The 24,771-nt window shown below is 70.2% G+C and carries 24 protein-coding genes; 13 read left to right on the forward strand and 11 right to left on the reverse strand.

Features of this window, described 5'->3' with window-relative positions; genetic code table 11:
• Window positions 1–34 precede the first annotated feature (34 nt).
• The 4 genes from AQ610_RS27230 to AQ610_RS27245 all read left to right on the forward strand — a co-directional run bounded on the left by AQ610_RS27230 (window position 35) and on the right by AQ610_RS27245 (window position 4,440).
• Window positions 35–1,126 (forward strand): ABC transporter substrate-binding protein, encoded by a 1,092-nt coding sequence (locus tag AQ610_RS27230; protein WP_006027634.1) that lies wholly within the window; start codon window positions 35–37, stop codon window positions 1,124–1,126.
• Between the two features lie 5 nt (window positions 1,127–1,131).
• Window positions 1,132–2,238 carry an ABC transporter permease gene (locus AQ610_RS27235; protein WP_043282883.1) on the forward strand — a complete coding sequence of 369 codons (1,107 nt, stop codon included), beginning with the start codon at window positions 1,132–1,134 and terminating at the stop codon, window positions 2,236–2,238.
• Between the two features lie 8 nt (window positions 2,239–2,246).
• The gene (locus tag AQ610_RS27240; RefSeq protein WP_045554791.1) at window positions 2,247–3,092 is read left to right on the forward strand and encodes an ABC transporter ATP-binding protein; all 846 of its coding nucleotides are present in this window, start codon (window positions 2,247–2,249) and stop codon (window positions 3,090–3,092) included.
• A gap of 157 nt (window positions 3,093–3,249) precedes the next feature.
• The gene (locus AQ610_RS27245) at window positions 3,250–4,440 is read left to right on the forward strand and encodes a c-type cytochrome (RefSeq protein ID WP_006027637.1); all 1,191 of its coding nucleotides are present in this window, start codon (window positions 3,250–3,252) and stop codon (window positions 4,438–4,440) included.
• Window positions 4,441–4,535: 95 nt separating this feature from the next.
• Here the strand turns inward: AQ610_RS27245 and AQ610_RS36525 are convergent, their stop codons facing one another.
• Entirely contained in the window at window positions 4,536–4,790 is a 255-nt protein-coding gene (locus AQ610_RS36525) for a hypothetical protein (RefSeq protein ID WP_144411876.1), read from the reverse strand.
• Here AQ610_RS36525 and AQ610_RS27250 point away from each other — a divergent pair.
• Both AQ610_RS27250 and AQ610_RS27255 read left to right on the forward strand, forming a co-directional pair.
• Entirely contained in the window at window positions 4,774–5,742 is a 969-nt protein-coding gene (locus tag AQ610_RS27250) for an ABC transporter substrate-binding protein (protein ID WP_043282885.1), read from the forward strand. The two genes, AQ610_RS36525 and AQ610_RS27250, sit on opposite strands and share 17 nt — an antisense overlap.
• Before the next feature lie 157 nt (window positions 5,743–5,899).
• Window positions 5,900–6,769, forward strand: coding sequence for an MOSC domain-containing protein (locus AQ610_RS27255; protein ID WP_006027639.1), 870 nt, complete (start codon window positions 5,900–5,902; stop codon window positions 6,767–6,769).
• Window positions 6,770–6,889: 120 nt separating this feature from the next.
• On the opposite strand, the gene AQ610_RS27260 is transcribed toward AQ610_RS27255, so the two are convergent.
• Together AQ610_RS27260 and AQ610_RS27265 are read right to left on the reverse strand one after the other, a co-directional pair.
• Window positions 6,890–8,368, reverse strand: a complete 1,479-nt coding sequence (locus AQ610_RS27260) for a sensor histidine kinase (RefSeq protein WP_006027640.1) — start codon at window positions 8,366–8,368, stop codon at window positions 6,890–6,892.
• Window positions 8,365–9,036: a response regulator gene (locus tag AQ610_RS27265; RefSeq protein WP_006027641.1), complete on the reverse strand. Its 672-nt coding sequence runs from the start codon at window positions 9,034–9,036 to the stop codon at window positions 8,365–8,367. The genes AQ610_RS27260 and AQ610_RS27265 overlap by 4 nt, the downstream gene beginning before the upstream one ends.
• Window positions 9,037–9,165: 129 nt before the next feature.
• On the opposite strand from AQ610_RS27265, the gene AQ610_RS27270 reads away from it, so the two are divergent.
• The 4 genes from AQ610_RS27270 to AQ610_RS27285 all read left to right on the forward strand — a co-directional run bounded on the left by AQ610_RS27270 (window position 9,166) and on the right by AQ610_RS27285 (window position 14,352).
• Window positions 9,166–10,254, forward strand: a complete 1,089-nt coding sequence (locus AQ610_RS27270) for an ABC transporter substrate-binding protein (protein ID WP_009914609.1) — start codon at window positions 9,166–9,168, stop codon at window positions 10,252–10,254.
• 99 nt (window positions 10,255–10,353) lie between these two features.
• Window positions 10,354–12,123, forward strand: coding sequence for an ABC transporter permease (locus tag AQ610_RS27275; protein WP_015603184.1), 1,770 nt, complete (start codon window positions 10,354–10,356; stop codon window positions 12,121–12,123).
• Window positions 12,116–13,183 carry an ABC transporter ATP-binding protein gene (locus AQ610_RS27280; RefSeq protein ID WP_006027644.1) on the forward strand — a complete coding sequence of 356 codons (1,068 nt, stop codon included), beginning with the start codon at window positions 12,116–12,118 and terminating at the stop codon, window positions 13,181–13,183. Before AQ610_RS27275 ends, AQ610_RS27280 begins: the two co-directional genes overlap by 8 nt.
• A 77-nt stretch (window positions 13,184–13,260) precedes the next feature.
• Window positions 13,261–14,352, forward strand: a complete 1,092-nt coding sequence (locus AQ610_RS27285; protein ID WP_006027645.1) for a porin — start codon at window positions 13,261–13,263, stop codon at window positions 14,350–14,352.
• Between the two features lie 149 nt (window positions 14,353–14,501).
• Here the strand turns inward: AQ610_RS27285 and hpaI are convergent, their stop codons facing one another.
• The 7 genes from hpaI to AQ610_RS27320 form a co-directional block, all read right to left on the reverse strand.
• Window positions 14,502–15,317 carry a 4-hydroxy-2-oxoheptanedioate aldolase gene (gene hpaI / locus AQ610_RS27290; protein ID WP_006027646.1) on the reverse strand — a complete coding sequence of 272 codons (816 nt, stop codon included), beginning with the start codon at window positions 15,315–15,317 and terminating at the stop codon, window positions 14,502–14,504.
• A gap of 9 nt (window positions 15,318–15,326) precedes the next feature.
• A complete protein-coding gene (gene hpaH, locus AQ610_RS27295) occupies window positions 15,327–16,130 on the reverse strand; it encodes a 2-oxo-hept-4-ene-1,7-dioate hydratase (protein ID WP_006027647.1) in 804 nt (267 codons plus the stop codon).
• A 22-nt stretch (window positions 16,131–16,152) separates the two neighbouring features.
• Window positions 16,153–16,545, reverse strand: a complete 393-nt coding sequence (locus tag AQ610_RS27300; protein ID WP_006027648.1) for a 5-carboxymethyl-2-hydroxymuconate Delta-isomerase — start codon at window positions 16,543–16,545, stop codon at window positions 16,153–16,155.
• A gap of 58 nt (window positions 16,546–16,603) precedes the next feature.
• Window positions 16,604–17,452, reverse strand: coding sequence for a 3,4-dihydroxyphenylacetate 2,3-dioxygenase (hpaD, locus tag AQ610_RS27305; RefSeq protein WP_006027649.1), 849 nt, complete (start codon window positions 17,450–17,452; stop codon window positions 16,604–16,606).
• 69 nt (window positions 17,453–17,521) lie between these two features.
• Entirely contained in the window at window positions 17,522–18,985 is a 1,464-nt protein-coding gene (gene hpaE / locus AQ610_RS27310) for a 5-carboxymethyl-2-hydroxymuconate semialdehyde dehydrogenase (RefSeq protein WP_006027650.1), read from the reverse strand.
• Window positions 18,986–19,008: 23 nt separating this feature from the next.
• Window positions 19,009–19,773, reverse strand: coding sequence for a fumarylacetoacetate hydrolase family protein (locus tag AQ610_RS27315; protein WP_006027651.1), 765 nt, complete (start codon window positions 19,771–19,773; stop codon window positions 19,009–19,011).
• Window positions 19,770–20,459, reverse strand: a complete 690-nt coding sequence (locus AQ610_RS27320) for a fumarylacetoacetate hydrolase family protein (RefSeq protein ID WP_009914603.1) — start codon at window positions 20,457–20,459, stop codon at window positions 19,770–19,772. The genes AQ610_RS27315 and AQ610_RS27320 overlap by 4 nt, the downstream gene beginning before the upstream one ends.
• A gap of 165 nt (window positions 20,460–20,624) precedes the next feature.
• On the opposite strand from AQ610_RS27320, the gene hpaR reads away from it, so the two are divergent.
• Window positions 20,625–21,062, forward strand: a complete 438-nt coding sequence (hpaR, locus tag AQ610_RS27325; RefSeq protein ID WP_009914602.1) for a homoprotocatechuate degradation operon regulator HpaR — start codon at window positions 20,625–20,627, stop codon at window positions 21,060–21,062.
• A 39-nt stretch (window positions 21,063–21,101) separates the two neighbouring features.
• Here hpaR and AQ610_RS27330 read toward each other — a convergent pair whose 3' ends face one another.
• A complete protein-coding gene (locus tag AQ610_RS27330; RefSeq protein WP_043282886.1) occupies window positions 21,102–22,301 on the reverse strand; it encodes an SDR family oxidoreductase in 1,200 nt (399 codons plus the stop codon).
• Window positions 22,302–22,674: 373 nt separating this feature from the next.
• Between AQ610_RS27330 and bprR the strand changes: the two genes are divergently transcribed.
• Together bprR and AQ610_RS27340 are read left to right on the forward strand one after the other, a co-directional pair.
• Window positions 22,675–23,397, forward strand: a complete 723-nt coding sequence (gene bprR, locus AQ610_RS27335; RefSeq protein WP_006027655.1) for a two-component system response regulator BprR — start codon at window positions 22,675–22,677, stop codon at window positions 23,395–23,397.
• A complete protein-coding gene (locus AQ610_RS27340; protein ID WP_009914601.1) occupies window positions 23,398–24,726 on the forward strand; it encodes an ATP-binding protein in 1,329 nt (442 codons plus the stop codon).
• The last annotated feature ends 45 nt before the right edge of the window (window positions 24,727–24,771 follow it).

Below are 24,771 nucleotides of genomic sequence, written 5' to 3' on the forward strand. Positions count from 1 at the left end.
CTCACCTCATTCGCCCCATCTGGAGATCTTCGTCATGACACGCGCCCCCGACGCCCCCGACGCCCCCGACGCCCTCTCGCCCGACGCCGCGCCCGCTGGCGGCACGCCCGCCCATGCGCCCGCGCCGCCCGCATCGAGCCGCCGCACGCTGCTGCGCGCGGCGGGCGCGGCCGCGCTCGCCGCGCCGGCGCTGACGCTCGGCCGCAAGGTCTGGTCCGCGCCGCCGCTCAGGAAGCTCACGTTCGCGTGGAACCAGAACGCGTTCTGCCTCACGCCGATCGTCGTCGCGAAGGAACTCGGCTTCTTCGAGAAGAACGGCCTGTCGGTCGACCTGATCAACTACAGCGGCTCGACCGACCAGTTGCTCGAATCGATCGCGACCGGCAAGGCCGACGCCGCGGTCGGCATGATCCACAGGTGGTTGAAGCCGCTCGAAGCGGGCTTCGACGTGAAGATCATCGGCAGCTCGCACGGCGGCTGCGTGCGGCTCGTCGGCGCGAAGGCGGCGGGCGTCACGTCGCTCGCGGCGCTCAAGGGCAGGACAGTCGGCGTGAGCGACCTCGCCGCGCCCGGCAAGCACTTCTTCTCGATCCTGCTCGCGAAGCACGACATCGATCCGGAGCGCGACGTCACGTGGCGGCAGTATCCGGCCGACCTGCTCGGTGTCGCGGTCGACAAGGGCGAGATCCACGCGATCGCCGACGGCGACCCGAACCTCTATCTGCTCGAAAAGCGCAGCGGCGGCAAGTACGCGGAACTCGCGACGAACCTGACCGGCGAATATGCGCGCAAGGTGTGCTGCGTGATCGGCGCGCGCGGCGCGCTCGTGCGCAACGACCGGCCGGCCGCCGCCGCGCTCGCGCGCGCGATCGTGCAGGCGACCGACTACACACACGAGAATCCGAACGAATCGGCGAAGGTGTTCGCGAAGTATTCGCCGAAGATAGATCCGGAAGACCTGCGCAAGCTGTACGCGACGCTCACGTACACGCATCATCCGACGAACGTCGATCTGCAAAGCGAGATCGCGTTCTACGCGGACGACTTCCGCCGGATCGGCGTGATCAGGAAATCGACGGACCCGCAGCGCTTCGCGCAGCAGGTCTATGCGAACGTGCTGGGGTGAAGCCGATGGCAACGCTCCGACACGCATCGTCCGCGGCGCCGCCGGCCGCCGTCGACGGCGCTCGCGCGCCCGTCTCCGCCTGCGGCGCGTGCGCGGCGGCGAGCGACGCCATCACGCCGCGCGCGGGCACAGCCGCGCCGTGGCGCACCGGCTTCGTCGCGGCCGTCGCGTGGCTCGCGTTCGGCGCGATCGCGCGGCTGTGGCCGAACCGGATCGTCGGCTTCGCCGACTGGGCGTACACCGACGAGACCGGCGTCGCCGCATGGGCGCTCGCCGCCGCGCTGGCCGCGGTCGCGGCGCTGAGCGCATTCGCGCGCGCCGCGCCCGACTCGCGCGCCGCCGCCCGGCTCGCGACGCTGCGGCGCGCGGGACCGTGGCTCGTCGCGCTGCCGCTCGGTCTCGCCGCGTGGGAGATCCTGACCGCCAAAACCGCGCTGCTGCCGACGCCGTTCTTCGCGCCGCCGCAAGCGCTGATCGAGGTGTATGTCGACGACTGGCCGCGCCTCGCCGGCAGCGCCGGCAACACGCTGAAGCTGCTCGGCATCGGCAACGCGTACGGCGCGCTCACGGGCTTTCTGGTCGGCGCCTCGATCGGCTGGTCGCGGCGCATCGGCTACTGGGTGCATCCGGTGCTGCGCGTGCTGGGCCCCGTGCCCGCCACCGCGCTGCTGCCGCTCACGTTCTACTTCTTCCCGTCGAGCTATTCGGCCGCCGCGTTCCTGATCGCGCTCGCGACAGGCTTTCCGGTCGCGGTGCTCACGTGGTCCGGCGTCGCGGGCGTGAACAAAGCGTATTACGACGTCGCGCGCACGCTCGGCGCGAACGCGCGCTTTCTCGTGCTGCGCGTCGCGATTCCGGCCGCGCTGCCGCAGGTGTTCGTCGGTCTATTCATGGGCCTGAGCGCGTCGTTCACGGTGCTCGTCACGGCCGAGATGATGGGCGTCAAATCGGGCCTCGGCTGGTATCTGAGCTGGGCGCAGGGCTGGGCATCGTACGTCAACATGTACGCGGCGCTCATCGTGATGGCCCTGCTGTTCTCCGGACTCATCACGCTGCTGTTCGCGGTGCGCGACCGGGCGCTCGCGTGGCAGAAAGGAACCGTCAAATGGTGAACGACGCGATGGCCGCGCGGACGGCCGGCACCCGCGGCGAGATCTCCGCGAACGCGGCGGCGGAAACGGCGGCCATCGAAGCAGCCACCGACGCGCCCGGCGGCGCGCGCATCGACGTGCGGCGCGTGAGCCACTGGTTCGACACGCCGGGCGGGCCGCTGCAGGTGCTCGACGACGTCACGCTGTCGGTCGCGCCCGGCGAGTTCGTCGCGCTGCTGGGCCCGAGCGGCTGCGGAAAATCGACGCTGCTGCGGCTCGTCGCGGGCCTCGACGCGGCGACGCAAGGCGCGCTCCTGCAGAACGGCGCGCCGATCAGGCGGCCCGATCCGTCGCGGATCGTCGTGTTCCAGGACCCGACGCTGTATCCGTGGCGGCGCGTGCGCGCGAACGTCGCGCTCGGGCTGCAGGCGCGCGGCGTGCTCGCCCGCGAGCGCGGCCGCGTCGACGACGCGCTCGCGCGCGTCGGCCTGAGCGAATTCGCCGACGCGTTTCCGCATCAGTTGTCGGGCGGAATGGCGCAGCGCGTCGCGCTCGCACGGGCGCTCGTCAACGATCCGCAACTGCTCGTGCTCGACGAGCCGCTCGGCAAGCTCGACTCGCTGACGCGGCTCGCGATGCAGGCCGAGCTCGCCGCGCTGTGGCGGCGCGCGCGGTTCTCCGCGCTGCTCGTCACGCACGACGTCGAGGAGGCGCTCTTTCTCGCGCAACGCGTGATCGTGTTCGGGCCGCGGCCTGCGCGCATCGTCGCGGAGCTGCGCGTCGCGCTGCCTTATCCGCGACATCGCGGCGATCCGCATCTCGCCGAGCTGCGGCGCGAGGCGCTATGGCACCTCGGGCTCGATGCGGACTGGTAGGCGGCGGTGACGGCGTGACGGCGATGGTGACGATTGCAGCAGGACCGACGACAGCGAAGCCGACGGCAGCGAAACCCTCAATTCGGCCGCCGCGCCGGGTCCGCGCGCAGGGTGCGACGCGCGCGCGGCATCGCGCATTCCGTTCGCCGACGAAGCGATGAACGCGCTGCCCGCCGAATCGTGGCTGAACGCGCTGCTGAGTGCGCTGCGCGCGGCCGAGCTCGCGCTGCTGCACGCGGCGCATGCGCTCGGCATCGCGGCGGACACGCACGGCCAGCCCGCTTGGCCGTGGGCGCGGCGCGTCGCCGCCGAGACGCTGCGGCTCGATCTCGGCGTCGCGCGTGCGCTCGCCGCGGCGCTCGCGATGACCGCCGCGGCGCTGCTGATCGTGATCGTCGCGCTCGCTCGACGCCGGCGGCGCGCGCCCCTGCTCGCGATCGCCGCGCTGTCGGCCGCGTGCGCGCCGTGGCCCGCGCCGTCGCTATGGCTCGCCGACGCCGTGCCGACCAGCTTCCACACGCGCCCCGAGCCGTTCTCGGTCGCGTCGGCCGTGCGCGGCGCACGGCTCTATGCTGCGCACTGCGCCGCGTGCCACGGCGCGGACGGCCGCGGCGACGGTCCGCTCGCGCGCACGCTCGAACGCTGGCCGCCGACCGTCGTCGGCCCGCTGCTCGGCCGCCGCGTCGACGGCGAGCTGTTCTGGCGCGTGGTCGCCGGCATGCGCGACGCGCGCGGCGCGCCGACGATGCCGGGTTTCGCGGGCCGGCTGTCGGACGACGACGTCTGGGCCGTGCTCGACTACCTGAACGTGCTCGCCGCGCGCGGCGGCGCGCAGAGTGGCGACGGCTGGCCGCTGCCGGTGCGGCTGCCCGCGCTCGACGTGCGCTGCGCGGGCGGCTCGCCGCAGCCGCTCGCGCAATGGCGCAGCGGACAGCGCGTGCGTGTCGTCGCGCTCGGCGAGCGGGGCGCGCCGCCCGTCGAAGACGCGCGCTGGCAGACGCTGCTCGTCACGCGCGACGGCGGTTCGCCCGCGGCGGCGAACGCAGTCGGTCGCGCGGCTTGCGTCGCGGCGACGCCCGGCGCATGGGACACGTTCGCCGCGCTCGCGGGCATCGCGCCACGAGCGTTCGCCGGCGCGCAACTGCTCGCCGACCGCGACGGCTGGCTGCGCGCGGCGGCGCGGCCCGGCGAGCGCGGCTGGCGCGACGCGGATCTGCTGTGCGCGCCGGCGCGTTCGCCAGGCCGGCCGTCGCCGCCGCCCACGCGCGGCGGCGACGCGCTGACCGCGCTCCTGCTGCGCATCGATGCGCAGCCCGTGCGCGACGTGCGAGGCGGGTTCATCCATTGACGCGCCGGGCGAATGCGCAACGTGCGGCGATCGAAACGAACCGCCGCGCGAATCGAATGATTCGAGCGTTTCGAGCAAATCAAACGCTTCCACAGCTAATCGAACCCGCCGAATGAACCGAGAACACGAAAGACATCGCCGCGGCGGCGCATTCCGGACCAATCCGCCGCCACCCGAATCGCAATCGATCGCGCACATCGCGCCGCGCAGCACGCCGGCGCCCCGAACGCCGCGATCGCGCCGAACGTCATGCGCAACTCGCCCGGCGCGATCGGCATCGCCCGTCCGCCGCCCGCTCCGCCGCCACGCACGGCCCACACCCCCGACACGCCGATGACCTCGACACCCAACCCCACCCGCCGACGCTTCCTCGCGCACGCCGCCGCAACCGCGCTCGCCGCGCCGCTCGCCGCCCGCGCGCAGGCGGGCGCCCGCCCGCTGCTGAAAGCCGGCGACCAGAAAGGCGGCGTGCGCGCGCTGCTCGAAGCGGCGGACGCGCTCACGGGCATACCCTACGACATCCAATGGACCGAGTTCCCCGCCGCCGCGCCGCTCGCCGAAGCGCTGAACGCCGGCGCCGTCGATTGCGGCCCGATCGGCGACGCCCCGGTGATCTTTGCGCTCGCCTCCGGCGCGCGCGTCAAGGTGATCGGCGCGAACCGCTCGGACCCGTACGGCACCGCGATCGTCGTCGCGCCCGACGCGCCGCTGCGCGGCGCGGCCGATCTGAAGGGCAAGCGCATCGGCACGACGCGCGGCTCGATCGGCCATTTCGTCACGCTGAAGGCGCTCGACGCGGCGGGCCTCGCACCCGCCGACGTCGAATTCCGCTTCCTGCCGCCCGCCGACACGATGCTCGCGCTCGCGAGCGGCTCGGTCGACGCATGGGCGACCTGGGAGCCGTACACCGCGCTCGCGCAAACGAGCGGCCGCGCGCGCGTGCTCGTCGACGGGCGCGGCCTGTGGTCGGGCCTCAGCTACCTCGCGGCGACCGACGCCGCGATCGCCGCGAAGCGCGACGTGCTGCGCGACTTCCTGCAGCGGGCCGCGCGTGCGCAAGCGTGGTCGTATCGGCACGTCGACACCTATTCGGCGACGCTCGCGCGGATCATCGGCATTCCGCCCGCCGCCGCGCGCCTGCAGTTCGAGCGGCGGCGCACGCAATGGCTGCCGATCGACGGAACGATCGTCGCCGAGCAGCAGCGCACCGCGGACTTCTACCTGAAGGCGGGGCTGCTGAAGCGCCCGCTCGACGTGCGGCCGACGTTCGATCGCGGCTTCCCGCTCGCGCGCGGCGCGTGACGGATTGCGCCGCCATCGGATGCGCAATGGCCGCGATCCGCTCGGCGCGAAGTGGACGCGCTCGGACGCCAGCGGTTGCGGACACGGGCAATCTGGCAGAATCACGGTTCCGCCGCCATTTTTCCAATCCGTACCGGCCCCCCGGCCCGAGCGCGCCATGCCAGTCATCAGCGAACTTTTCGTCTATCCGATCAAGTCCTGTGCGGGCATTGCGACCATTCGCGCACAGTTGCTCGTCACGGGCCTCGAATACGACCGCAACTGGATGGTCACCGATCCGGCGGGCGCGATGATCACGCAGCGCACGCATCCGCGGCTCGCGCTCGTGCGCACGGCGATCGGCGAGCGCGAGCTCGTCGTCACCGCGCCGGGGATGCCCGAGCTGCGCACGCCGCTCGCGGCGTCGGCGCTCGCGGGCGCCGAGCCGCTCGCGGCAACCATCTGGCGCGACACCGTGAGCGCCCTCGACACCGGCGCGCACGCGGCGCGCTGGTTCAGCGATTTCCTCGGCGCGCCCGCGCGGCTCGCGCGCTTCGCGCCCGATGCGCGGCGCGTGGTCGGCGCGAAGTGGACGGGCGCGTTCACGTCGTACGCGCAGTTCGCGGACGGCTTTCCGATCCTCGTCGTCGGCCAGTCGTCGCTCGACGACCTGAACGCGCGGCTGCGCCGCAAGGGCGCGAGCGCGGTGCCGATCAACCGCTTCCGCCCGAACGTCGTGCTGGCGGGCCTCGACGCATACGAGGAAGACTACGTCGACTACCTCGACGTGCAGACGGACGGCGGCGGCGTGCGCCTGAGCCTCGTGAAGCTGTGCACGCGCTGCCCGGTGCCGACGATCGACCAGCGCACGGGCGCGCCGGACCCCGCGTGGCCGAACGAGCCGACCGACACGATGAGCGTCTATCGCGGCAGCGCGCAGTTCGGCGGCGCGCTGACGTTCGGCAAGAACGCGATCGTCGTGAACGGCGAAGGCGCGTTTCTGGAAGTCGGGCAATCGGTCGACGCGGAGATCGCATTCGGCGATTGACCTGCGATCGATCCGCGCACGTCGCGCGCATGCGTGAGACATGCGGCGGCACGCACCGCCGCCGTTGCGCTCGCGCCAGCCGGCGCGCGACTGTCGGCCGCCGGGCGTGACGCCGGGCGTTCACGCCGCGAGAGCCGGCAGCGTGACGCGCACGACGAGCCCGCGGCCGCGCGCCGAATGCTCGGTCGCCCGCCCCTCGTCCGCCTCGCCGCTCCTGCGGCCCGCGCCGCCCTCGTTGCGCTCGCCCGCGGTGTCCGCCTCGTCCAGCTCGACCGCCCCCCGGTGCACGCGCGCGATCTCGCGCACGATCGACAGCCCGAGCCCCGTCCCCTCGACCGCGAGCGTCGCGTGGCTCCGGTAGAAGCGCTCGAACACCGCGTCGCGCTCGTCGGGTGCGATCCCCGGCCCGTTGTCGATCACTTCGAGCCGCGCGAGCGCGCCGTCGCGCGCGACCCGCACCGTGATCACCGCGCCGTCGCCCGCGTAGCGGATCGCGTTGTCGATCAGATTGCCGACGAGCTCGCCGAGCAGATCCGCGCGCCCCATCACGTCGACGCCCGCGTGCGCTTCGAAGCCGAGATCGATGCCGCGCGCGCGGGCGACGCCCGACCAGTCGAGCGTCACGCTGCGCGCGAGCTTCGCGAGCGCGACCGGCTTGCGCTCGATCGCCGGCGCGACATCCGATTCGAGCCGCGACAGCGACAGCAACTGCTGGACGATCTTCGCCGCCTGCCGCACCGCGCCGTTCACGCGCCGCAGATGCACGTTCACGCGCTCGCGCTCGGCGGGCCGCAGCGCGAGCTCGACGCCCGCCTGCGCGGCCGCGAGCGGCGTCTTCAACTGGTGCGCGGCGTCGGCGAAGAAGCGCCGCCGCGCGACCTGCATGCGCTGCGTGCGCGCGACGTACTGGTTGATCGATTCGACGAGCGGCGCGACCTCGCTCGGCAGCCCGAGCGTCTCGAGCGGCGTCGGGTCGTCCTCCGCGCGCGCGGCGACCTTCGCCGACAGCCGGTTCAGCGGCCGCAGCCCGCGCCCGACGCCGAGCCACACGATGCCGAGCGCGAGCACGACGAGCAGGCCCTCCTGCAGCAGCGAGCCGACGAGGATCTCGCGCGCGAGCGCCTGCCGCGCCTCGATCGTCTCGCCGACCATCACCCAGACGACGCGCGTCTGCGCGCTCGGCACGTCGTGCACGGGCAGCCGCAGCGCGGCCATCCGCAACTGCTCGCCGCGATAGACGGCGTCGTAGAACGCCGTCGCGTAGAGCGGCGCGCCCGCCGCCGCGCCCGGCATCGGCAGATCGCGGTAGCCGGTGATCGCGCGGCCGTCGTCGCCGCGGATCAGGTAGTAGATCTTGCCGCCGTCGTTCGACTCGAACATCTCGAGCGCGAGATACGGCAGATCGACCTCCACCTCGCCGCCGACGAGCCGCACGCCCTCGCGGATCGACTTCAGCGACGACGCGAGCGTGCGATCGAACGCGACGTGCGCGGCGTTCATCGCGCGCTGGTACGTGAGCCACGAATCGAGCGCGAGCAGCCCGAGGAACGGCAGCAGCAGCCATAGCGCGACCTGCGCGCGCAGATTGAGCCGCGTCACGACGGCTGCGCCTCGAGCAGATAGCCGAGCCCGCGCAGCGTGACGATCGCGACGCCGCTGCCCTCGAGCTTCTTGCGCAGCCGGTGCACGTAGATCTCGATCGCGTCGGCGTTCACCGATTCGTCGAGCCCGAAGATCTTCTCCGACAGCGTCTCCTTGTTGATCGCGCGGCCGTTGCGCAGGATCAGCACCTCGAGCACCGAGCGCTCGCGCGGCGTCAGCGCGAGCGCGTCATTGTTCAGACGAAAGCTCCGGTCGACGCTGTCGAACGCGAGCGGCCCGCATTCGACGCGCCCGTGCTCGTGCCCGAGGCTGCGCCGGATCAGCGCGCGGGCGCGCGCCTCGAGCTCGGTCAGCTCGAACGGCTTCGCGAGATAGTCGTCCGCGCCGAGATCGAGCCCGCGCACGCGGTCCTCCACCGAGCCGTGCGCGGTGAGGATCAGCACGGGCACCGGGTTGCGCCGCGCGCGCAGCCGCCGCAGCACTTCGAGGCCGTCGAGCTTCGGCAGCCCCAGATCGAGAATCACGAGCGCGTAGTCCTGCGTGTGCAGCACGTGATCGGCGGCCTCGCCGTCCGCCATGTGGTCGACCGCGAAGCGCGCGGAGGAAAGCGCGTCGGCGAGCGACTGCGCGAGGATCGGGTTGTCTTCGACGAGCAGCACGCGCATTAAGCAAAACCTCGGGAAATCCATAATCGAAAGAAAGCGATTGTGACGAAAAATGAAAGCACGCTGAAAGTGCGCACCGCTTACCATCCGCGTCACTCGAACCGAACAAAGACGCAACTGGAGGAAGACATGCATCACGCACCAGCCGGCATCGCCGCCGTTCTTTTCGTCGCCGCAAGCACTGTCTGCGCACAGGTCCCGGCCGGCTATCCGGGTAATTACCAACACGTGATCGACGCCGCGAAGCAGGAAGGCAAGCTCGTCGTCTACTCGACGACCGACACCGCGCTCGTGCGCCCGCTCATCAAGGATTTCGAAAGCCTGTACGGCGTGAAGGTCGAATACAACGACATGAACAGCACCGAGCTTTACAACCGTTACGTCAGTGAAAGCGCCGCGAAAAGCGCGAGCGCCGACGTGCTGTGGAACTCGGCGATGGACCTCCAGGTGAAGCTGGTCAACGACGGGCTGATGGCCGCGTACGATTCGCCCGAGACGCCGCACGTGCCGCAATGGGCGCAGTACCAGAAGCTGGCTTACGGCACGACCTACGAGCCGCTCGCGATCGTCTACAACAAGCGGCTGATTCCCGAGCACGACGTGCCGAAGACGCGCGCCGACCTGATCAGGCTGCTGCAGTCGCAGCCCGAGAAGTTCAAGGGCAAGGTGACGACCTACGACATCGAGAAATCGGGCGTCGGCTTCAACTATCTGACGCAGGACGCGCACGTGAACGAAAAGGTCACGTGGGAGCTCGTGCGCGCGATCGGCGCGGCGGGCCCGAAGCTGCAGTCGAGCACGGGCGCGATGATGGAGCGGATCTCGTCGGGCGAGAACCTCGTCGGCTACAACATCATCGGCTCGTATGCATACGCGAAGGCGAAGAAGGACAAATCGATCGGCTACGTGCTGCCGAAGGACTACACGCTCGTCGTGAGCCGCCTCGTGACGATCTCCAGGCAGGCGCAGCATCCGAACGCGGCGAAGCTGTGGGTCGACTATCTGCTTTCGAAGCGCGGCCAGACGCTGATCGCGAACCAGGCGAACCTGTACTCGATCCGCGCGGACGTGTCGGGCGAGACGTCGATGACGAGTCTCGCGAAGGAGTTGGGCGACGCGCTCAGGCCGATCCAGATCGGCTCGGGCCTGCTCGTCTATCTCGACCAGTCGAAGCGCCTCGCGTTCCTCAAGCAGTGGCAGCAGGCGCTCAAGCGCTGAGCCCGCGCGCGTGACGGCGCGCGCGGCGGCCGCCGCGCGCGCCCCTTCCCTTCGTTTTCCTTCTCGTTGACGCGGCCTGCGGGCCGCAAGGGTGAACTCATGCTTACAACCCGCACCGGCCGCCCCTGCGCGCCCATGCCCGGCGCGCTCGGCGGCGGCGCACAGGGCGCGCCGTCGGCGGGCGGACTCTGGCCGCTCGCGGGCATGCTGCGCTGGATCGTCGTCGCCGTCCTGACGATCGCCGTCGCGCTGCCGATCGCGTTCATCGTGTTCCAGAGCCTGTTGTCCGCGCCGTTCTTCGACGCGAACAGAACGCTCGGCGTCGAGGGCTTTCGCTTCATCTTCGGCGATCCCGACTTCTGGTCCGCCGTGAAGAACTCGTTCGTCATCGCGGGCGGGATGCTGTTCATCTCGATTCCGCTCGGCGGCGTCCTCGCGTTCCTGATGGTGCGCACCGATCTGCCCGGCCGCCGCTGGCTGGAGCCGCTCGTGCTCACGCCGGTGTTCGTGTCGCCGATGGTGCTCGCGTTCGGCTACGTCGTCGCGGCGGGCCCGGTGGGCTTCTACTCGGTGTGGTTCAAGGCGCTGTTCGGCGTCGAATCCGTGCCGTGGAACGTCTACTCGATCTTCGCGATCACGGTCATCGTGGGCCTCACGCACGTGCCGCACGTGTACCTGTACGCGTCGGCCGCGCTGCGCAACCTCGGCTCGGACGTCGAGGAAGCGGCGCGCGTCGCGGGCGCGCGGCCGTTTCGCGTCGCGCTCGACGTGAGCCTGCCGATGACGCTGCCCGCGCTGCTCTTCTCCGGCGTGCTCGTGTTCTTCCTCGGCTTCGAGGTGTTCGGGCTGCCGCTCGTGCTCGGCGATCCCGAAGGCCACCTCGTGCTCGCGACGTACCTGTACAAGCTGACCAACAAGCTCGGCGTGCCGTCGTATCACCTGATGGCGGCCGTCGCCGTGTGCATCATCGCGATCACGTTCCCGCTCGTGCTCTTGCAGCGCCACCTGCTGAAATCCGCGAACCGCTACGTGACCGTCAAGGGCAAGGCGGGCCGCGCGACCGTGCTGCCGCTGCGCGCATGGCGCTGGGTCGCGCTCGCGATCGTCGCCGCGTGGCTCGCGCTCACCGTGATCGTGCCGATCTCCGGCATCGTGCTGCGCGCGTTCGTCACGAACTGGGGCGAAGGCGTGCCGCTCGCCGAGGTGCTGACCGTCGCGAACTTCGTCGAGCTGTTCGAGCAGGACAACCTCGTGCGCGCGATCGTCAACACGCTCGGCATCGGCGTGATCGGCGGCGCGCTCGCGATCGGCTTCTATTCGCTCGTCGCGTTCGCGGGCCACCGCCGCCACGACTGGGTCGCGCGCATGCTCGACTACATCGTGCTGCTGCCGCGCGCGGTGCCGGGCCTGCTCGCCGGCCTCGCGTTCCTGTGGATCTTCCTGTTCGTGCCGGGCCTGCGCGAGCTGAAGAGCTCGATGTGGAGCATCTGGATCGCGTACACGGTCGTGTGGCTCGCGTACGGAATGCGCGTGATCCAGAGCGCGCTGCTGCAGGTGGGCCCCGAGCTCGAGGAAGCGGGCCGCAGCGTCGGCGCGACGCGCGCGCGCGTGTCGCTCGACGTGACGCTGCCGCTCGTGCGCTTTGGCCTCCTGGCCGCCTGGCTCCTGATCTTCATGATCTTCGAGCGCGAGTACTCGACGGCCGTCTACCTGCTGTCGCCCGGCACCGAGGTGATCGGCGCGCTGCTCGTGTCGCTGTGGGCGACAGGGGCGGTCGACCAGGTCGCCGCGCTGTCCGTCATCAACATCGCAATGGTCGGCGCGGGACTCGCCGTCGCGTTGCGCTTCGGAGTGAAACTGCATGGATAAGCTCATCGTCGACGATCTGCATCTGAGCTACGGCGCGAACCCGATCCTCAAGGGCGTGTCGTTCGAATTGAACGCGGGCGAGGTCGTGTGCCTGCTCGGCGCGTCGGGCAGCGGCAAGACGACGCTGCTGCGCGCGGTCGCGGGGCTCGAGACGCCGTCGGCCGGCCGCATCCGGCTCGACGAGCGCACCTTCTTCGACGGCGCGAACCGCATCGACCTGCCCGTCGAGGCGCGCTCGCTCGGCCTCGTGTTCCAGTCGTATGCGCTGTGGCCGCACCGCACGGTCGCCGAGAACGTCGGCTACGGGCTCAGGCTGCGCCGCGTCGCATCGGGCGAGATCAAGCGCCGCGTGCAGACCGCGCTCGACCAGCTCGGCCTCGGCCACCTCGCCGGGCGCTATCCGCACCAACTGTCGGGCGGCCAGCAGCAGCGCGTCGCGATCGCGCGCGCGCTCGTCTACAACCCGCCCGTGATCCTGCTCGACGAGCCGCTGTCGAACCTCGACGCGAAGCTGCGCGAGGAAGCGCGCGCGTGGCTGCGCGAGCTGATCGTGTCGCTCGGCTTGTCCGCGCTCTGCGTGACGCACGATCAGGCCGAGGCGATGGCGATGTCGGACCGCATCCTGCTGCTGCGCGACGGCCGCATCGAGCAGGAAGGCGCGCCCGCCGAGCTGTACGGCGCGCCGCGCACGCTCTACACGGCCGAGTTCATGGGCAGCAATAACCGGATCGACGCACGCGTCGACGCGGTCGACGGCGAGCGCGTGACGCTCGCGGGCGACGGCTGGCGGCTCGCGGCGCGCGCGCGCGGCGCGCTGCGGCACGGCGAGGACGCGCACGCGGTGATTCGCGTCGAGCGCGTGCAGGTTGCGGACGGCCCCGGCGAGAACCGGCTGCCCGCCGAGCTCGTGACGTCGATGTATCTCGGCGATCGCTGGGAGTACCTGTTCCATTGCGGCGCGCTGCGGCTGCGCGCGTTCGGCACGGTGCCGCGCGCGGCGGGCCGGCACTGGCTCGAGTTCCCGGCGAACGATTGCTGGGCGTTCGCGAAAGCGGGCTGACCGAGGCCGCGCACGCCGCCCGACGGCGAACGTGCGCGCCCCCTAAAACAACCACCACTCAATCGGAGACACCGAAAATGAAAAAGCATCGCCGCATCGCCGGCACGACTGCGATCTCAGCCGGCCTCGCCGCGTGCGGGAGCCTCTCGGCCGGCCACGCGCTCGCGCAATCGAGCATCACGCTCTACGGGATCATGGACGCGGGCATCGAATACGTGAACCACGCGGCGCCCGACGGCGGCGGCGCGTTCCGGATGAAGTCGGGCAACAAGAACACGTCGCGCTGGGGCCTGCGCGGCGTCGAGGATCTCGGCGGCGGCCTGAAGGCGGTGTTCCGGCTCGAAAGCGGGATCGATCTCGCGAACGGCGCGTTCGACGACGGCCCCGACTCGATCTTCGCGCGGCGCGCGACGGTGGGCCTCAAGGGCAAGTGGGGCGAGCTGACGCTCGGGCGCAACTTCACGGTCACGTACGACTACATGCTGCCGTTCGACCCGATGGGCTACGCGCAGAATTATTCGTGGGCGACGTCGTCGACGGCCACGGGCGGCCGCAAGGACGGCCTCTTCACGCGCTCGTCGAACGCGGTGCGATACGACGGCGCGTACGGCGGCCTGCGCTTCGGCGCGATGTTCGGCTTCGGCAACGTGCCGGGCAGCGTGAAGACGAGCTCGAAGTACGACTTCGCGCTCGGCTACGAGAGCGGCCCGTTCGCCGCGGTCGTCACGTTCGACCGCCAGAACGGCGCGGGCGACAGCGTGACGCCCGCGGACCCCGTCAACTACGTGCAGGGCATTCACGCGGGCGTCAGCTACGACTTCGGCAACCTGAAGACGATGGCGGGCTACCGCAACTACCGCCGCACGTATCACACGGCGGCGGCGACGCAGTCGAGCGACATGTACTGGATCGGCGGCGCGTACAACTTCACGCCGGCGTTCTCGTTCACGGGCGCGGTCTATCACCAGAACATCAAGGGCGGCGCCGACGCCGATCCGACGCTCGTGTCGCTGCGCGCGCAATACGCGCTGTCGAAGCGCACGGTGCTGTACGCGGCGGGCGGCTTCGCGATCGCGAAGCATGGGCAGAACGTCGGCGTGTCGCGCGATACGCTTGGGTATGCGGACACGCAGGTCGGCGTGACCCTCGGGATGCAGCAGCGGTTCTGATCGAACGGCGCGATGCGCCCCTCACTCATGCGCCGCGATCGCTTCGCGACGGTTGTCGAAAAGCGTGGGATGCGCCCGTCGCCCGAACGGTGACAATCGCCGGCGGCCTCGCCCAAGCGGAATTCGTTTGGGCGCGATGTCGGCTTCGCTCAATACGTCGCATCGCCCTCGATCACGCCCGCCCGTTCGCCGCCGGCCGCCGGCCTGAATTGCGCGGCGAGCCGCTCGGCGCCGCGCGCGAGCAGCGTCGTGTCGACGCCGACCGCGACGAACGTCGCGCCGGCTTCGAGATAGCGCCGCGCCGCGCGCTCGTCCGCGCTGAGAATGCCCGCCGCCTTGCCCGCTGCGACGATCGCGGCGATCGCGCGGCCGATCGCCGCCTGCACGTCCGGATGCGCGGGGTCGCCCAGACGCCCGAGATCGGCCGCGAGATCGGCGGGCCCGATGAACACGCCGTCGACGCCGTCGACGCGCGCGATCGCATCGATCGCGTCGAGCCCCGCGCGCGTCTCGACCTGCACGAGCACCGCGATCCGCTCGTTCGCGCGCCGCAGGTAATCGTCGACGCGATTCCAGCGCGACGCGCGCGCGAGCGCGCTGCCGACGCCGCGCACGCCATGCGGCGGATAGCGCGTCGCCGCCACCGCCGCGCGCGCCTCGTCGGCGTTCTGCACCATCGGCACGAGCAGCGTCTGCGCGCCGAGATCGAGCACCTGCTTGACGATGACCGCGTCGTTCCACGGCACGCGCACGACGGGATGCGACGGATACGCGGCGATCGCCTGCAATTGCGCGAGGATCGTCGGCACCGTGTTCGGCGCATGCTCGCCGTCGATCAGCAGCCAGTCGAAGCCCGCGCCCGCGACGACCTCCGCCGCATAGGCGTTCGCCAGCCCGAGCCACAGCCCGATCTGCGCCTGCCCGCGCGCGAGCGCGGCCTTGAACGTGTTCTCAGGAATGCGCATCGTCGTCCGTCATTCGAAGTGGCAATGGATCGCGCCGAGCGGGCCGTAATCGACGTTGAACGTGTCGCCGCTCTGCGCCGCGCACGGCCGCGTGAACGAGCCGCCGAGGATGATCTCGCCCGCGTCGAGCGACACGTCGAAGCGCGCGAGCCGGTTCGCGAGCCACGCGACGCCGTTCGCCGGATGGTTCAGCACGCCCGCCGCGACGCCCGTCTCCTCGACGACGCCGTTGCGCGACATGATCGCCGCGACCCAGCGCAGGTCGACGTCCATCGGCCGCACGGGCCGCCCGCCGAGCACGACGCCCGCGTTCGCCGCGTTGTCGGCGATCGTGTCGAACACCTTGCGCGGGCGCTTCGTGTCCGGATCGATCGACTGGCTGCGCGCATCGATGATCTCGAGCGCGGGCACCACGTAATCGACCGCGTCGTACACGTCGAACACCGAGCAGTGCGGCCCTTTCAGCGGCTTGCCGAGCACGAACGCGAGCTCGACCTCGACGCGCGGCACGATGAAGCGGCGCGCCGGAATCGTCGCGCCGTCCTCGAAGAACATGTCGTCGAGCAGCGCGCCAAAGTCCGGCTCGTCGATCTGCGACGAAGACTGCATCGCCTTCGACGTGAGGCCGATCTTGTGCCCTTTCAGCACGCGTCCCTCGGCGAGCTTCATGTCGACCCACGTGCGCTGGATCGCGTACGCGTCGTCGATCGTGATCTCCGGGTAGTCGAGCGAGATCTGGCGGATCTGCTTGCGCTCGCGCTCCGCGGCGTGCAGCCGGCGGGCGAGCAACTGGATGGTGGAGGAATCTAGCATGGTCACCGTTGTCGGGATGAGGTCACGCGCCGCGCCGGTAGCGCGCGTGGATGTTGTTGTGCTTGTACGAGCCCGTCTCGCTGAACTCGGCGAGCTCCATCGACAGCGCGAGATAGCGCTGCGCGTAGAGCGCCGCGAAATGCGCCTTGATCGCGTCGAACAGCGCGTCGCACGCGGCCTGTTTCGTCGCGTCGTCGCGGCCCGAGCCGATCTTCAGCGTCACGTGCACGAATGCGTCGTCGGCGGTGCCGTCCGCGACGCAGTAATCCTGCAGCTCGATCGCGCGCGAGCGGATGCCGCCCGTCGGAAACACGCCGCCCTGCGCGATCAGCGTCTCGTTGATCGTCTTGAGCAGCACGGGAATCCGTGCGTCGTCGCGAATGTTCGCGGTGTATTCGACGATGATGTGAGGCATGTCGGTTCTCCGTCTTCTTCAAGATGGCGTTCGGCGCGCGAAGCGAACGGCGCGCCGCTCACGGCAGCGGAAAGATCGCGTTGATCTGCCCGGTGCCCGAGCTCGCGAAGTAGTCGGTCACGATCTCGACCGGCTTGTCGTAGCTGTCCCAGCCGAGCAGGCCGAGCAGCATCGCGGTGTCGTGCATGCCGCCTTCGCCGTGGCAATGCGTGCTGTACTCGGGCAGCATCTTGCAGAACGTCGCGAAATCGCCCTGCTTCCACAGCTCGACCACGCGCAGATCGACCTGCCTGTAGAACTCGCGGCTAATCATGTGGATCGCCTCCTCCGGGCTGCCGTTGTCGTTGAAGCGGTGCGACAGCGAGCCGCTCGCGAGGAACGCGACGTTCGAATCGCTCGTCTCGATCGCGTGCCTGAGCGCCTCGCCGAAGCGGCGGCTTTCGTCGAGCGAGTGCCACACGCACCAGCCGGCGATCGACACGACCTTGAAGTGCCGATCGGCGTTCATGTAGCGCATCGGCACGAGCGTGCCGTACTCGAGCTCGAGGCTGTCGATCTCGTGCGCGCGCGTGCCGATTCCGCGCGCGTTCGCGGCCGCCGCGATCAGATGGCCGAGCGCCGGATTGCCCGGATATTCGTAGCGCATGTCGCGGATGAAGTGCGGCAGCTCGTTGCTCGTGTAGACGCCCGCGAAATGCCCGTTGCAGTTCACGTGATAGCCGGCGTTGACGAGCCAGTGCGTGTCGGCGACGACGATCGTGTCGACGCCGAGCGCGCGGCAGCGCTCGCCGATCGCCTGATGGCCGCGGATCGCCTCCGCGCGGCAGCCGTGATGCCGGCCCGGCAGCTCGGACAGATACATCGACGGCACGTGCGTGACCTTCGCGGCAAGTGACAGCTTTCCCATCGTGAGTCTCCTGCCGCGCGGCCGGCCGACGGCCCCGGCGCGCGGCGTATCGTTCGTTGTCGGCGGGCGTCACACGCCCCAGCGGGGAATGTGATGGCTGCCCATCGAGATGCACACGTTCTTGATCTCGGCGAACACCTCGAAGCTGTATTCGCCGCCCTCGCGGCCGGTGCCCGACTCCTTCACGCCGCCGAACGGCTGGCGCAGGTCGCGCACGTTCTGGCTGTTGACGAACACCATGCCCGCCTCGATTCCGCGCGCGAGCCGGTGCGCGCGGCCGACGTCCCGCGTCCACAAATACGACGCGAGGCCGTACGACGTGTCGTTCGCCGCGCGCAGCCCGTCCTCCTCGCCGTCGAACGGAATCAGGCACGCAACCGGCCCGAAGATCTCTTCCTGCGCGATGCGCATCCGGTTGTCGACGTCGGCGAACACGGTCGGCCGCACGAAGTTGCCGTTCGCCAGATGCGCGGGCAGGTTCGCCGGCTTGTCCGCGCCGCCCGCGACGAGCCGCGCGCCCTCTTCGACGCCGAGCCGGACGTAGCCCGTCACCTTCTCCCAGTGCGCGCGCGTGATCATCGAGCCCACCTGCGTGTTCTCGTCGGCCGGGTCGCCCACGATCAGGTTGTTCGCGCGGCGCGCGAACTCGGCGACGAACCTGTCGTAGATCGTCCGCTGCACGAAGATCCGCGAGCCCGCCGTGCAGCGCTCGCCGTTGATCGAGAAGATCGTGAAGAGCGACGCGTCGAGCGCGCGGTCGAAATCGGCGTCGTCGAAGATCAGCACGGGCGACTTGCCGCCCAGCTCCATCGAATATTTCTTCAGGCCCGCGCGCTCCATGATCCGCTTGCCCGTCACCGTGCCGCCCGTAAACGACACCGCGCGCACGTCCGGATGCCGCACGAGCGCGTCGCCCGCCGTCGCGCCGTAGCCCTGCACGACGTTCAGCACGCCGGCCGGAATGCCCGCCTCGAGCGCGAGGCGGCCGAGCTGGTCGGCCGTGAGCGGCGAGAGCTCCGACATCTTCAGCACCGCGGTGTTGCCGAGCGCGAGACACGGCGCGGTCTTCCACGTCGCGGTCATGAACGGCACGTTCCACGGCGACACGAGCGCGCACACGCCGACCGGCTGGTACAGCGTGTAGTTCAGCATCTGGTCGTCGACCGGATAGCTGCGGCCGTTCATCCGCGTGCACACTTCGGCGAAGAAGTGGAAATTCTCCGACGCGCGCGGGATCAACTGCTTCCTCGTCTGCGAGATCGGCAGGCCGGTGTCCTGCGTTTCGAGCGCGGCGAGCGCAGGCACGTTGCGCTCGATCAGTTCGCCGAGCTTGCGCATCAGCTTCGCGCGCTCCTTCGCCGGCGTGCCCGCCCATTTCGGAAACGCGTCCTTCGCGGCGCGCACCGCCGCGTCGATTTCCTGCGCGCCGCCCGACGCGACCTCGGCGATCGGCTCGCCCGTCGCCGGATTGAACGTCGTGAACGTTTCCCGGCTGTCGACTTCGCGGCCGCCGATCCAGTGCTTGATGCCCATGCGTCTCTCCTTGTGCGGCGGCGTCAGCCGGCGCGATAGTAATCCGCTTCGCCGACGATCGTGTTGACGAGCCGGCCGATCCCCTCGATCTCGGTCACGACCTCGTCGCCCGGCTTCGTGTCGGCGAGCCCCTCGGGCGTGCCGGTCAGGATCAGGTCGCCGGGCGAGAGCGTCATGAATCCGCTGATGTATTCGATCAGCGACGCGACGTCGAAGATCATGTCGCGCGTGTTGCCGCGCTGCGTCTCGACGCCGTTGACCGTCGTGCGCAGCGCGAGATTCGACGCGTCGCCGATCTCGTCGCGGCTCACGAGCCACGGGCCAAGCGGCGTGCACGTGTCGCGATTCTTCACGCGCAGGTTCGGCCGGTAAAAATTCTCCAGATAGTCGCGAATCGCGTAATCGTTGCCGATCGTGTAGCCGAGCACATGGTCGAGCGCCTGCGCGCGCGCGACGCGCCGCGCCTCGCGGCCGATCACGACCGCGAGCTCGCACTCGTAATGCATGTGCGTAGCGTCGGCGGGCCGCACAGTTTGCGCGCGGTGGCCGACGAACGTGTTCGGCCCTTTCAGGAAGATGAGCGGCTCGGCGGGCGCGCTGAACGCAAGCTCCTTCGCGTGATCGGCATAGTTCAGGCCGAGCGCGAACGTCGTGCGCGGCACGATGGGCGGCAGCCACGAGACGTCCGTCTCGGCGAGCACGCGCCCGGTATCGAGCCGCACGCGCCCTTCGCCCGCCGGCTCGGCCGCGTGCAGCGCGCCGTTGAATACGATGCGCGCGGTCTTCATCGCGCCCCCTCCGCGATCAACGTGTGACGCAGCGTGCCGATGCCCGGCGCGTCGATCTCGATCGCGCTGCCCGCCGCCGCGCGCGGCGCGTTTGGGCCGACGCCGACGAGCAGCACGTCGCCCGCGTCGAACGACATGAACGCCGATACGTCGGCGATCAGCCGCGCGACCGGGCGGATCAGGTTCGCGGTGCTCGCCTCGTAGCGCCGCTCGCCGTCCACGCGCACCGTCACCACGAGCGCGTCCGCGTCGCGGATGCTTGCGCGTGCAACGATCGCCGGCCCGAGCGGGCAAAAGCCGTCGCGGCACTTGAAGCGCACCGCCGGGCGGTAATAATCGGGATGCGGAATCGACACGTCGCTTGCAAGCGTAAAACCTTCAACGAAGTCGAGCGCCTGCTCGGCCGGCACGCGCGTCGTGCGGCGCGCGAACACGACGCCGACCGACGCGCCGATTTCGAGCGCGTCGACGCCCGCCGGCACGACGACGGCCGCGCCGTCGCCCGCGTGCGTGTTCGCGGGCTTCACGTACAGCACGGGCGCCCGCGGCGGCTGGCTGTACGGCGGCGCGTGCACCGCGTCGCCAAGCGCCGCGAGCGCGCCGCGATCGTTGAGCAGCGCGCCGTAGACGGCGCCGATCGGCACCGTCGCGACGCGCGCGCCGCGTTCGACGAGAGACAGCTCCATGCGATTCATCCTCCGCCGCGTCGCGCGGCCGGGTCAATTGCTTAACATATTAACTACAGCATGCGAAAAGAACAACCGCGATAACCCTGATAACCCTGATAAGGCGGTCACCGACGATTTTCGCCCTGCTAAGATTGATGGATCAACTGCCCTTCCAGGACCCTCATGAATCGTAAGTTCGATCACCGCAATCTGGCCATGCTGCTGCTCGAGGCCCGCGAAACGTTGATGGGCCGGTTCCGGCCGATCCTGAAGGAATTTGCGCTGACGGAGCAGCAATGGCGGATCATTCGCGTGCTGGACGGCGAACCGTCTCATGAGCTCGAAGCCGGGCAGATCGCGAAGCGCTGCTGCATCCTGAGCCCGAGCCTCACGGGCGTGCTGGAGAGAATGGAGCGCGACGGCCTGATTCGCCGCACGCGCGCGCAGGAGGATCAGCGCAGGCTGATCGTCAGCCTGACGCCGCAGAGTCGTCAGCTCGTCACGCAGATCGGCCCGCGCATCGACGAGCAGTATCGGCTCCTCGAGCAGCGCTTCGGCGCGGATGCGCTCCGCGAGGTGTACGCGGCGCTCGACAAGCTGATCGAAGTCGGCGGCTCGTGACGCGCGGCCGCCGCGCGCAAGTCCAGGGTCTGTTCGCGCTCATGACAGGCTTGCGCCGGCAGCCGTCCGCGGCATCTGCGCAAGCACGTCGACGCCGCGCGACGTGCGCATGCATTCGTTCACATAATCGACGAACGGCAGCGGCTCGAAATCGATCTCGCGGCGCACGCGCGCGTTGTCGAACACGTGGTCGAGCTCGGCGAACGCGGCGTAAGACTGCAACGCGCGCCGGATCACGCGCTCGCGCGCGGCGTCGCGGCGGCCGAGCACGTCGCGCGCGATCGAAGGAAACTCGGCGGACGAGCAGAGCGCGTAGCGCGGCTCGTCGTCGAGGCCCACCGCCTCGTCCATCGCGCGCACGATCTGCGTGACGGTCGGCGCTTCGTCGCCCGCCGACACGTGGTACGTATCGTGCGCGAGCGACGGCTTGAGCGCGAGCAGCATCAGCGCGCGCGCGCAGTCGTCCACCGCGATCACGTCGATGCGCGCCATCGGCCGCGCGGTGAAGCGGCGCGCCGCGTGAACGATCCGGAACATCCAGAACGTGCTCGCCGACGGCTGCGTGCCGAGCAGCGTGTGCCCGACGACGCACGACGGCCGCACGACGACGAGCGGCAGGCCGAGCGCGCGCAGTCGCGCTTCCGCGTCGCGCTTGCCGCGCGTATACGGCCCGACATCGATCTCGCGGCCGCGCGCCGGCGTATCGTCCTCGTGGATCGTGCCGCGGGCCCTGATCCCGCAGGCGAACGCCGCGCCGACGTGCACGAAACGCTGCAGCCGCCGGCTGCCCGCGAAGCGGCGCGCGAAGTGCAGCGTCGCGTCGACGTTCGTCTCGTTGACGACGCTCGCATCGGCGAGCGACGCGACGCCCGCGCAATGGATCACGTGCGATGCGAGCGCGATGCGCGCAGCGTCCGCATCGGCGAGCGCGCCGTCGAGCTCGCCCGCGATCACGTTCGCCTCGGTCAGCCGCTCGGCCCAGTAAGGCGCGAGCCCGCTCTTGAGCGCCGCCGCGCGCAGCCGCGCGAGCGCGTGCGCGCGGTCGCACGCGCGCACGACGCACACGACGCGATCGAGCAGCCCGGCGTTGACGAGCGACACGAGCACCGCGCCGCCGATGAAGCCGGTCGCCCCGGTAAGCACGATCCGGTCGACGTGCGCGGCCGCGGCGGGCGCGCTCGCGGGCGACACGAGGCCCGCCCGCCAGGTGAGCGAAAGCGCGGTTTTCCAGATCAGCACGATGGGCACCTCCTTCTTCAGAATCAGAAACATCGCCGAGCCCGGCGCATTGCCCATGCCCTTCATACAATCCGGGCCCGGCCGGTCGAAGCGGCTCTCGTCCGCGCAGCCGTCGTCATGACTCACCGCGGCCGCGACGGACATGAAGCCCGCGAACGGCACGCAATACCGGAGGGAGTGAAGGGATGGGCGCGCGGTGCCGGGAAAGAGCCAGGGAGTCCGCAGTCTAGGTTCGGGCGCCCGGCGAATCTGTCCCGAATGTTTCGGGAATATGTGCGGATTTGTGTCCGATTGTCGGCGATTGTTGTGGCCGTCCCCGGCGGCCGGCGCGCGCGGCTAGAATGCGCGTGCGCTGCCCCTTGCCGAGGAAACCATGAACGAAGTGCCGCTCAAATACCGGGTGCTGCTGATCGAAGACGACGATCGCCTCGCGCAATTGATCCGCGAGTATCTCGACAGCTACGAATTCTCGGTGACGGTGGTCCGGCGCGGCGACCTCGCCGTCGGGGCCGTGCGCGAGCATCAGCCCGCGCTCGTGATACTCGACCTGATGCTGCCGCATCTCGACGGCATGGAAGTGTGCCGCCGCATCCGCGGGTTCTCGAACGTGCCGGTGCTGATCCTGACCGCGCGCTCGGACGTCTACGATCAGGTGGCCGGCCTCGAGACGGGCGCCGACGACTACGTGACGAAGCCGATCGAGCCGCGCGTGCTCGTCGCGCGCGTCCGCGCGTTGCTGCGCCGCGCGCAGCCGGGCGCGAGCGTCGAATCGCCCGCGAGCGAGACGCTCGTGTTCGGCGAGCTTGCGATCTCGCCGCCGAACCGCACGGTCACGTGGCGCGGCGAGCCCGTCGACCTGAAGACGGCCGAGTTCAACCTGCTGCTGATCCTCGCGCGCTCGGCAGGCACCGTGCTGAGCCGCGACGACATCCTCAAGCAATTGCGCGGCATCGAGTTCGACGGCCTCGACCGCTCGGTCGACTCGGGCATCTCGAAGCTGCGGCGCCGGTTCGAGGACGCCTCGTCCGAGCCGCACAAGATCAAGACGATCTGGGGGCGCGGCTATCTGTTCAGCCCGTCCGCGTGGGACGACTGAATGCTGCGCTCGCTCGTCAGGCTGTATCTCGTCGTGGTCGTCTGCGCAGCGGCGGCGATCCTTTTCATCAACACGTCGTTCACGCGCTTCTTCTACGACCGGATGTCGAGCGCCGCGCGCGAGACGCTCGGCACCTACGCGTTCGTGCTGAACGATTATCTCGAGCGCCATCCGGGCGAGTCGCGCCAAGGCGCGCTGCGCGAGCTCGCGAAGCACGGCAATGAGGGCTTCGGCTTCATGTCGATCGACGACGCGCGCAAGCTGCTGAGCGCCGAGCAGCGGCGCGATCTCGACCGCGGCGAGATCGCGATCAGCTACGACGGCAAGGACTATTTCATGCCGCTCGTCGACGGCACCGTGCTGCACGCGCGCCCGGACGAGCCGCCCAGCCTCGACATCCAGATCTACGCGTACCTGACCGTCGCGCTCGCGACGCTGCTCGCCGTCGCGCTGTGGATCCACTACCACTGGCGCGACCTGCGCAAGCTCGAGGCGGCCGCGCGCGCGTTCGGCAACGGCCGGCTGTCGACGCGCGCCGAGCTGTCGCGCAAGTCGAACATCTACGAGCTGTCGCAGCAGTTCAACGACATGGCGAAACGGATCGAGGCGTCGATCCAGCAGCAGCGCGAGATGATGCATGGCATCTCGCACGAGCTGAAGACGCCGCTCGCGCGTCTCGAGTTCGGCCTCGCGCTGCTCACGTCGCCGGATGCGACCGAGCGCATGCGCGAGCGGCAGGAGGCGCTTCGCCGCGACGTGCGCGAGCTCGACGAGCTCGTCACCGAGCTGCTGACGATCGGCCGGCTCGAACAGGGCGAGCGGCATCTCGCGCTGATGCAGGTGATGGTCGCGGAGCTGATCGACAGCGTCGCGGCGAGCGTCGCGCACGACATCGCCGATCGCCGGCTCACGCTCGACGTGGCGGCGCGCGGCGCGCCCGCGTGCCACGTGTGCGATGCGAAGCTCGTCGCGCGCGCGCTGCTGAACCTGATTCGCAACGGCATGCGCTACGCGTCGTCGACGATCTCGCTGCGGGCGGCGCTCGGCGAAGCGGGCGCGCTCGTGCTGACTGTCGACGACGACGGCCCCGGCATTCCGGCAGCCGACCGCGACCGCGTGTTCGAACCGTTCCACCGGCTCGATTCGAGCCGCGACCGGCTAACGGGCGGCTTCGGCCTGGGCCTCACGATCGTGCGGCGCGTCGCGCTCGCGCACGGCGGTGACGTGCGGCTCGACGACTCACCGCTCGGCGGCGCGCGCTTCGTGATCACGCTGCCCGCGCTCGATGCGCCGGCTCGCGAGCAGAAGGCGCGAAGCGCGGCTGCGTGACGACGCAAGGCGCGAACGCCTGCCGGACTCGGCGGATTCGGCGAT

Source organism: Burkholderia humptydooensis (genome assembly GCF_001513745.1).
GTDB lineage: Bacteria > Pseudomonadota > Gammaproteobacteria > Burkholderiales > Burkholderiaceae > Burkholderia > Burkholderia humptydooensis.

Excerpts from the sequence above, each read along its gene's own strand:
- AQ610_RS27245 (WP_006027637.1), top strand. The coding sequence starts at position 3,250 with ATGAACGCGCTGCCCGCCGAATCGTGGCTGAACGCGCTGCTGAGTGCG.
- AQ610_RS27230 (WP_006027634.1), top strand. The coding sequence starts at position 35 with ATGACACGCGCCCCCGACGCCCCCGACGCCCCCGACGCCCTCTCGCCC.
- AQ610_RS27280 (WP_006027644.1), top strand. The coding sequence starts at position 12,116 with ATGGATAAGCTCATCGTCGACGATCTGCATCTGAGCTACGGCGCGAAC.
- AQ610_RS27240 (WP_045554791.1), top strand. The coding sequence starts at position 2,247 with ATGGCCGCGCGGACGGCCGGCACCCGCGGCGAGATCTCCGCGAACGCG.
- AQ610_RS27235 (WP_043282883.1), top strand. The coding sequence starts at position 1,132 with ATGGCAACGCTCCGACACGCATCGTCCGCGGCGCCGCCGGCCGCCGTC.
- AQ610_RS27270 (WP_009914609.1), top strand. The coding sequence starts at position 9,166 with ATGCATCACGCACCAGCCGGCATCGCCGCCGTTCTTTTCGTCGCCGCA.
- AQ610_RS27250 (WP_043282885.1), top strand. The coding sequence starts at position 4,774 with ATGACCTCGACACCCAACCCCACCCGCCGACGCTTCCTCGCGCACGCC.
- AQ610_RS27315 (WP_006027651.1), bottom strand. The coding sequence starts at position 19,773 with ATGAAGACCGCGCGCATCGTATTCAACGGCGCGCTGCACGCGGCCGAG.
- AQ610_RS27285 (WP_006027645.1), top strand. The coding sequence starts at position 13,261 with ATGAAAAAGCATCGCCGCATCGCCGGCACGACTGCGATCTCAGCCGGC.
- AQ610_RS27340 (WP_009914601.1), top strand. The coding sequence starts at position 23,398 with ATGCTGCGCTCGCTCGTCAGGCTGTATCTCGTCGTGGTCGTCTGCGCA.
- bprR (WP_006027655.1), top strand. The coding sequence starts at position 22,675 with ATGAACGAAGTGCCGCTCAAATACCGGGTGCTGCTGATCGAAGACGAC.
- AQ610_RS27265 (WP_006027641.1), bottom strand. The coding sequence starts at position 9,036 with ATGCGCGTGCTGCTCGTCGAAGACAACCCGATCCTCGCGCAGTCGCTC.
- hpaE (WP_006027650.1), bottom strand. The coding sequence starts at position 18,985 with ATGGGCATCAAGCACTGGATCGGCGGCCGCGAAGTCGACAGCCGGGAA.
- hpaH (WP_006027647.1), bottom strand. The coding sequence starts at position 16,130 with ATGCTAGATTCCTCCACCATCCAGTTGCTCGCCCGCCGGCTGCACGCC.
- hpaR (WP_009914602.1), top strand. The coding sequence starts at position 20,625 with ATGAATCGTAAGTTCGATCACCGCAATCTGGCCATGCTGCTGCTCGAG.
- AQ610_RS27320 (WP_009914603.1), bottom strand. The coding sequence starts at position 20,459 with ATGGAGCTGTCTCTCGTCGAACGCGGCGCGCGCGTCGCGACGGTGCCG.
- hpaI (WP_006027646.1), bottom strand. The coding sequence starts at position 15,317 with ATGCGCATTCCTGAGAACACGTTCAAGGCCGCGCTCGCGCGCGGGCAG.
- AQ610_RS27255 (WP_006027639.1), top strand. The coding sequence starts at position 5,900 with ATGCCAGTCATCAGCGAACTTTTCGTCTATCCGATCAAGTCCTGTGCG.
- AQ610_RS27275 (WP_015603184.1), top strand. The coding sequence starts at position 10,354 with ATGCTTACAACCCGCACCGGCCGCCCCTGCGCGCCCATGCCCGGCGCG.
- hpaD (WP_006027649.1), bottom strand. The coding sequence starts at position 17,452 with ATGGGAAAGCTGTCACTTGCCGCGAAGGTCACGCACGTGCCGTCGATG.
- AQ610_RS27300 (WP_006027648.1), bottom strand. The coding sequence starts at position 16,545 with ATGCCTCACATCATCGTCGAATACACCGCGAACATTCGCGACGACGCA.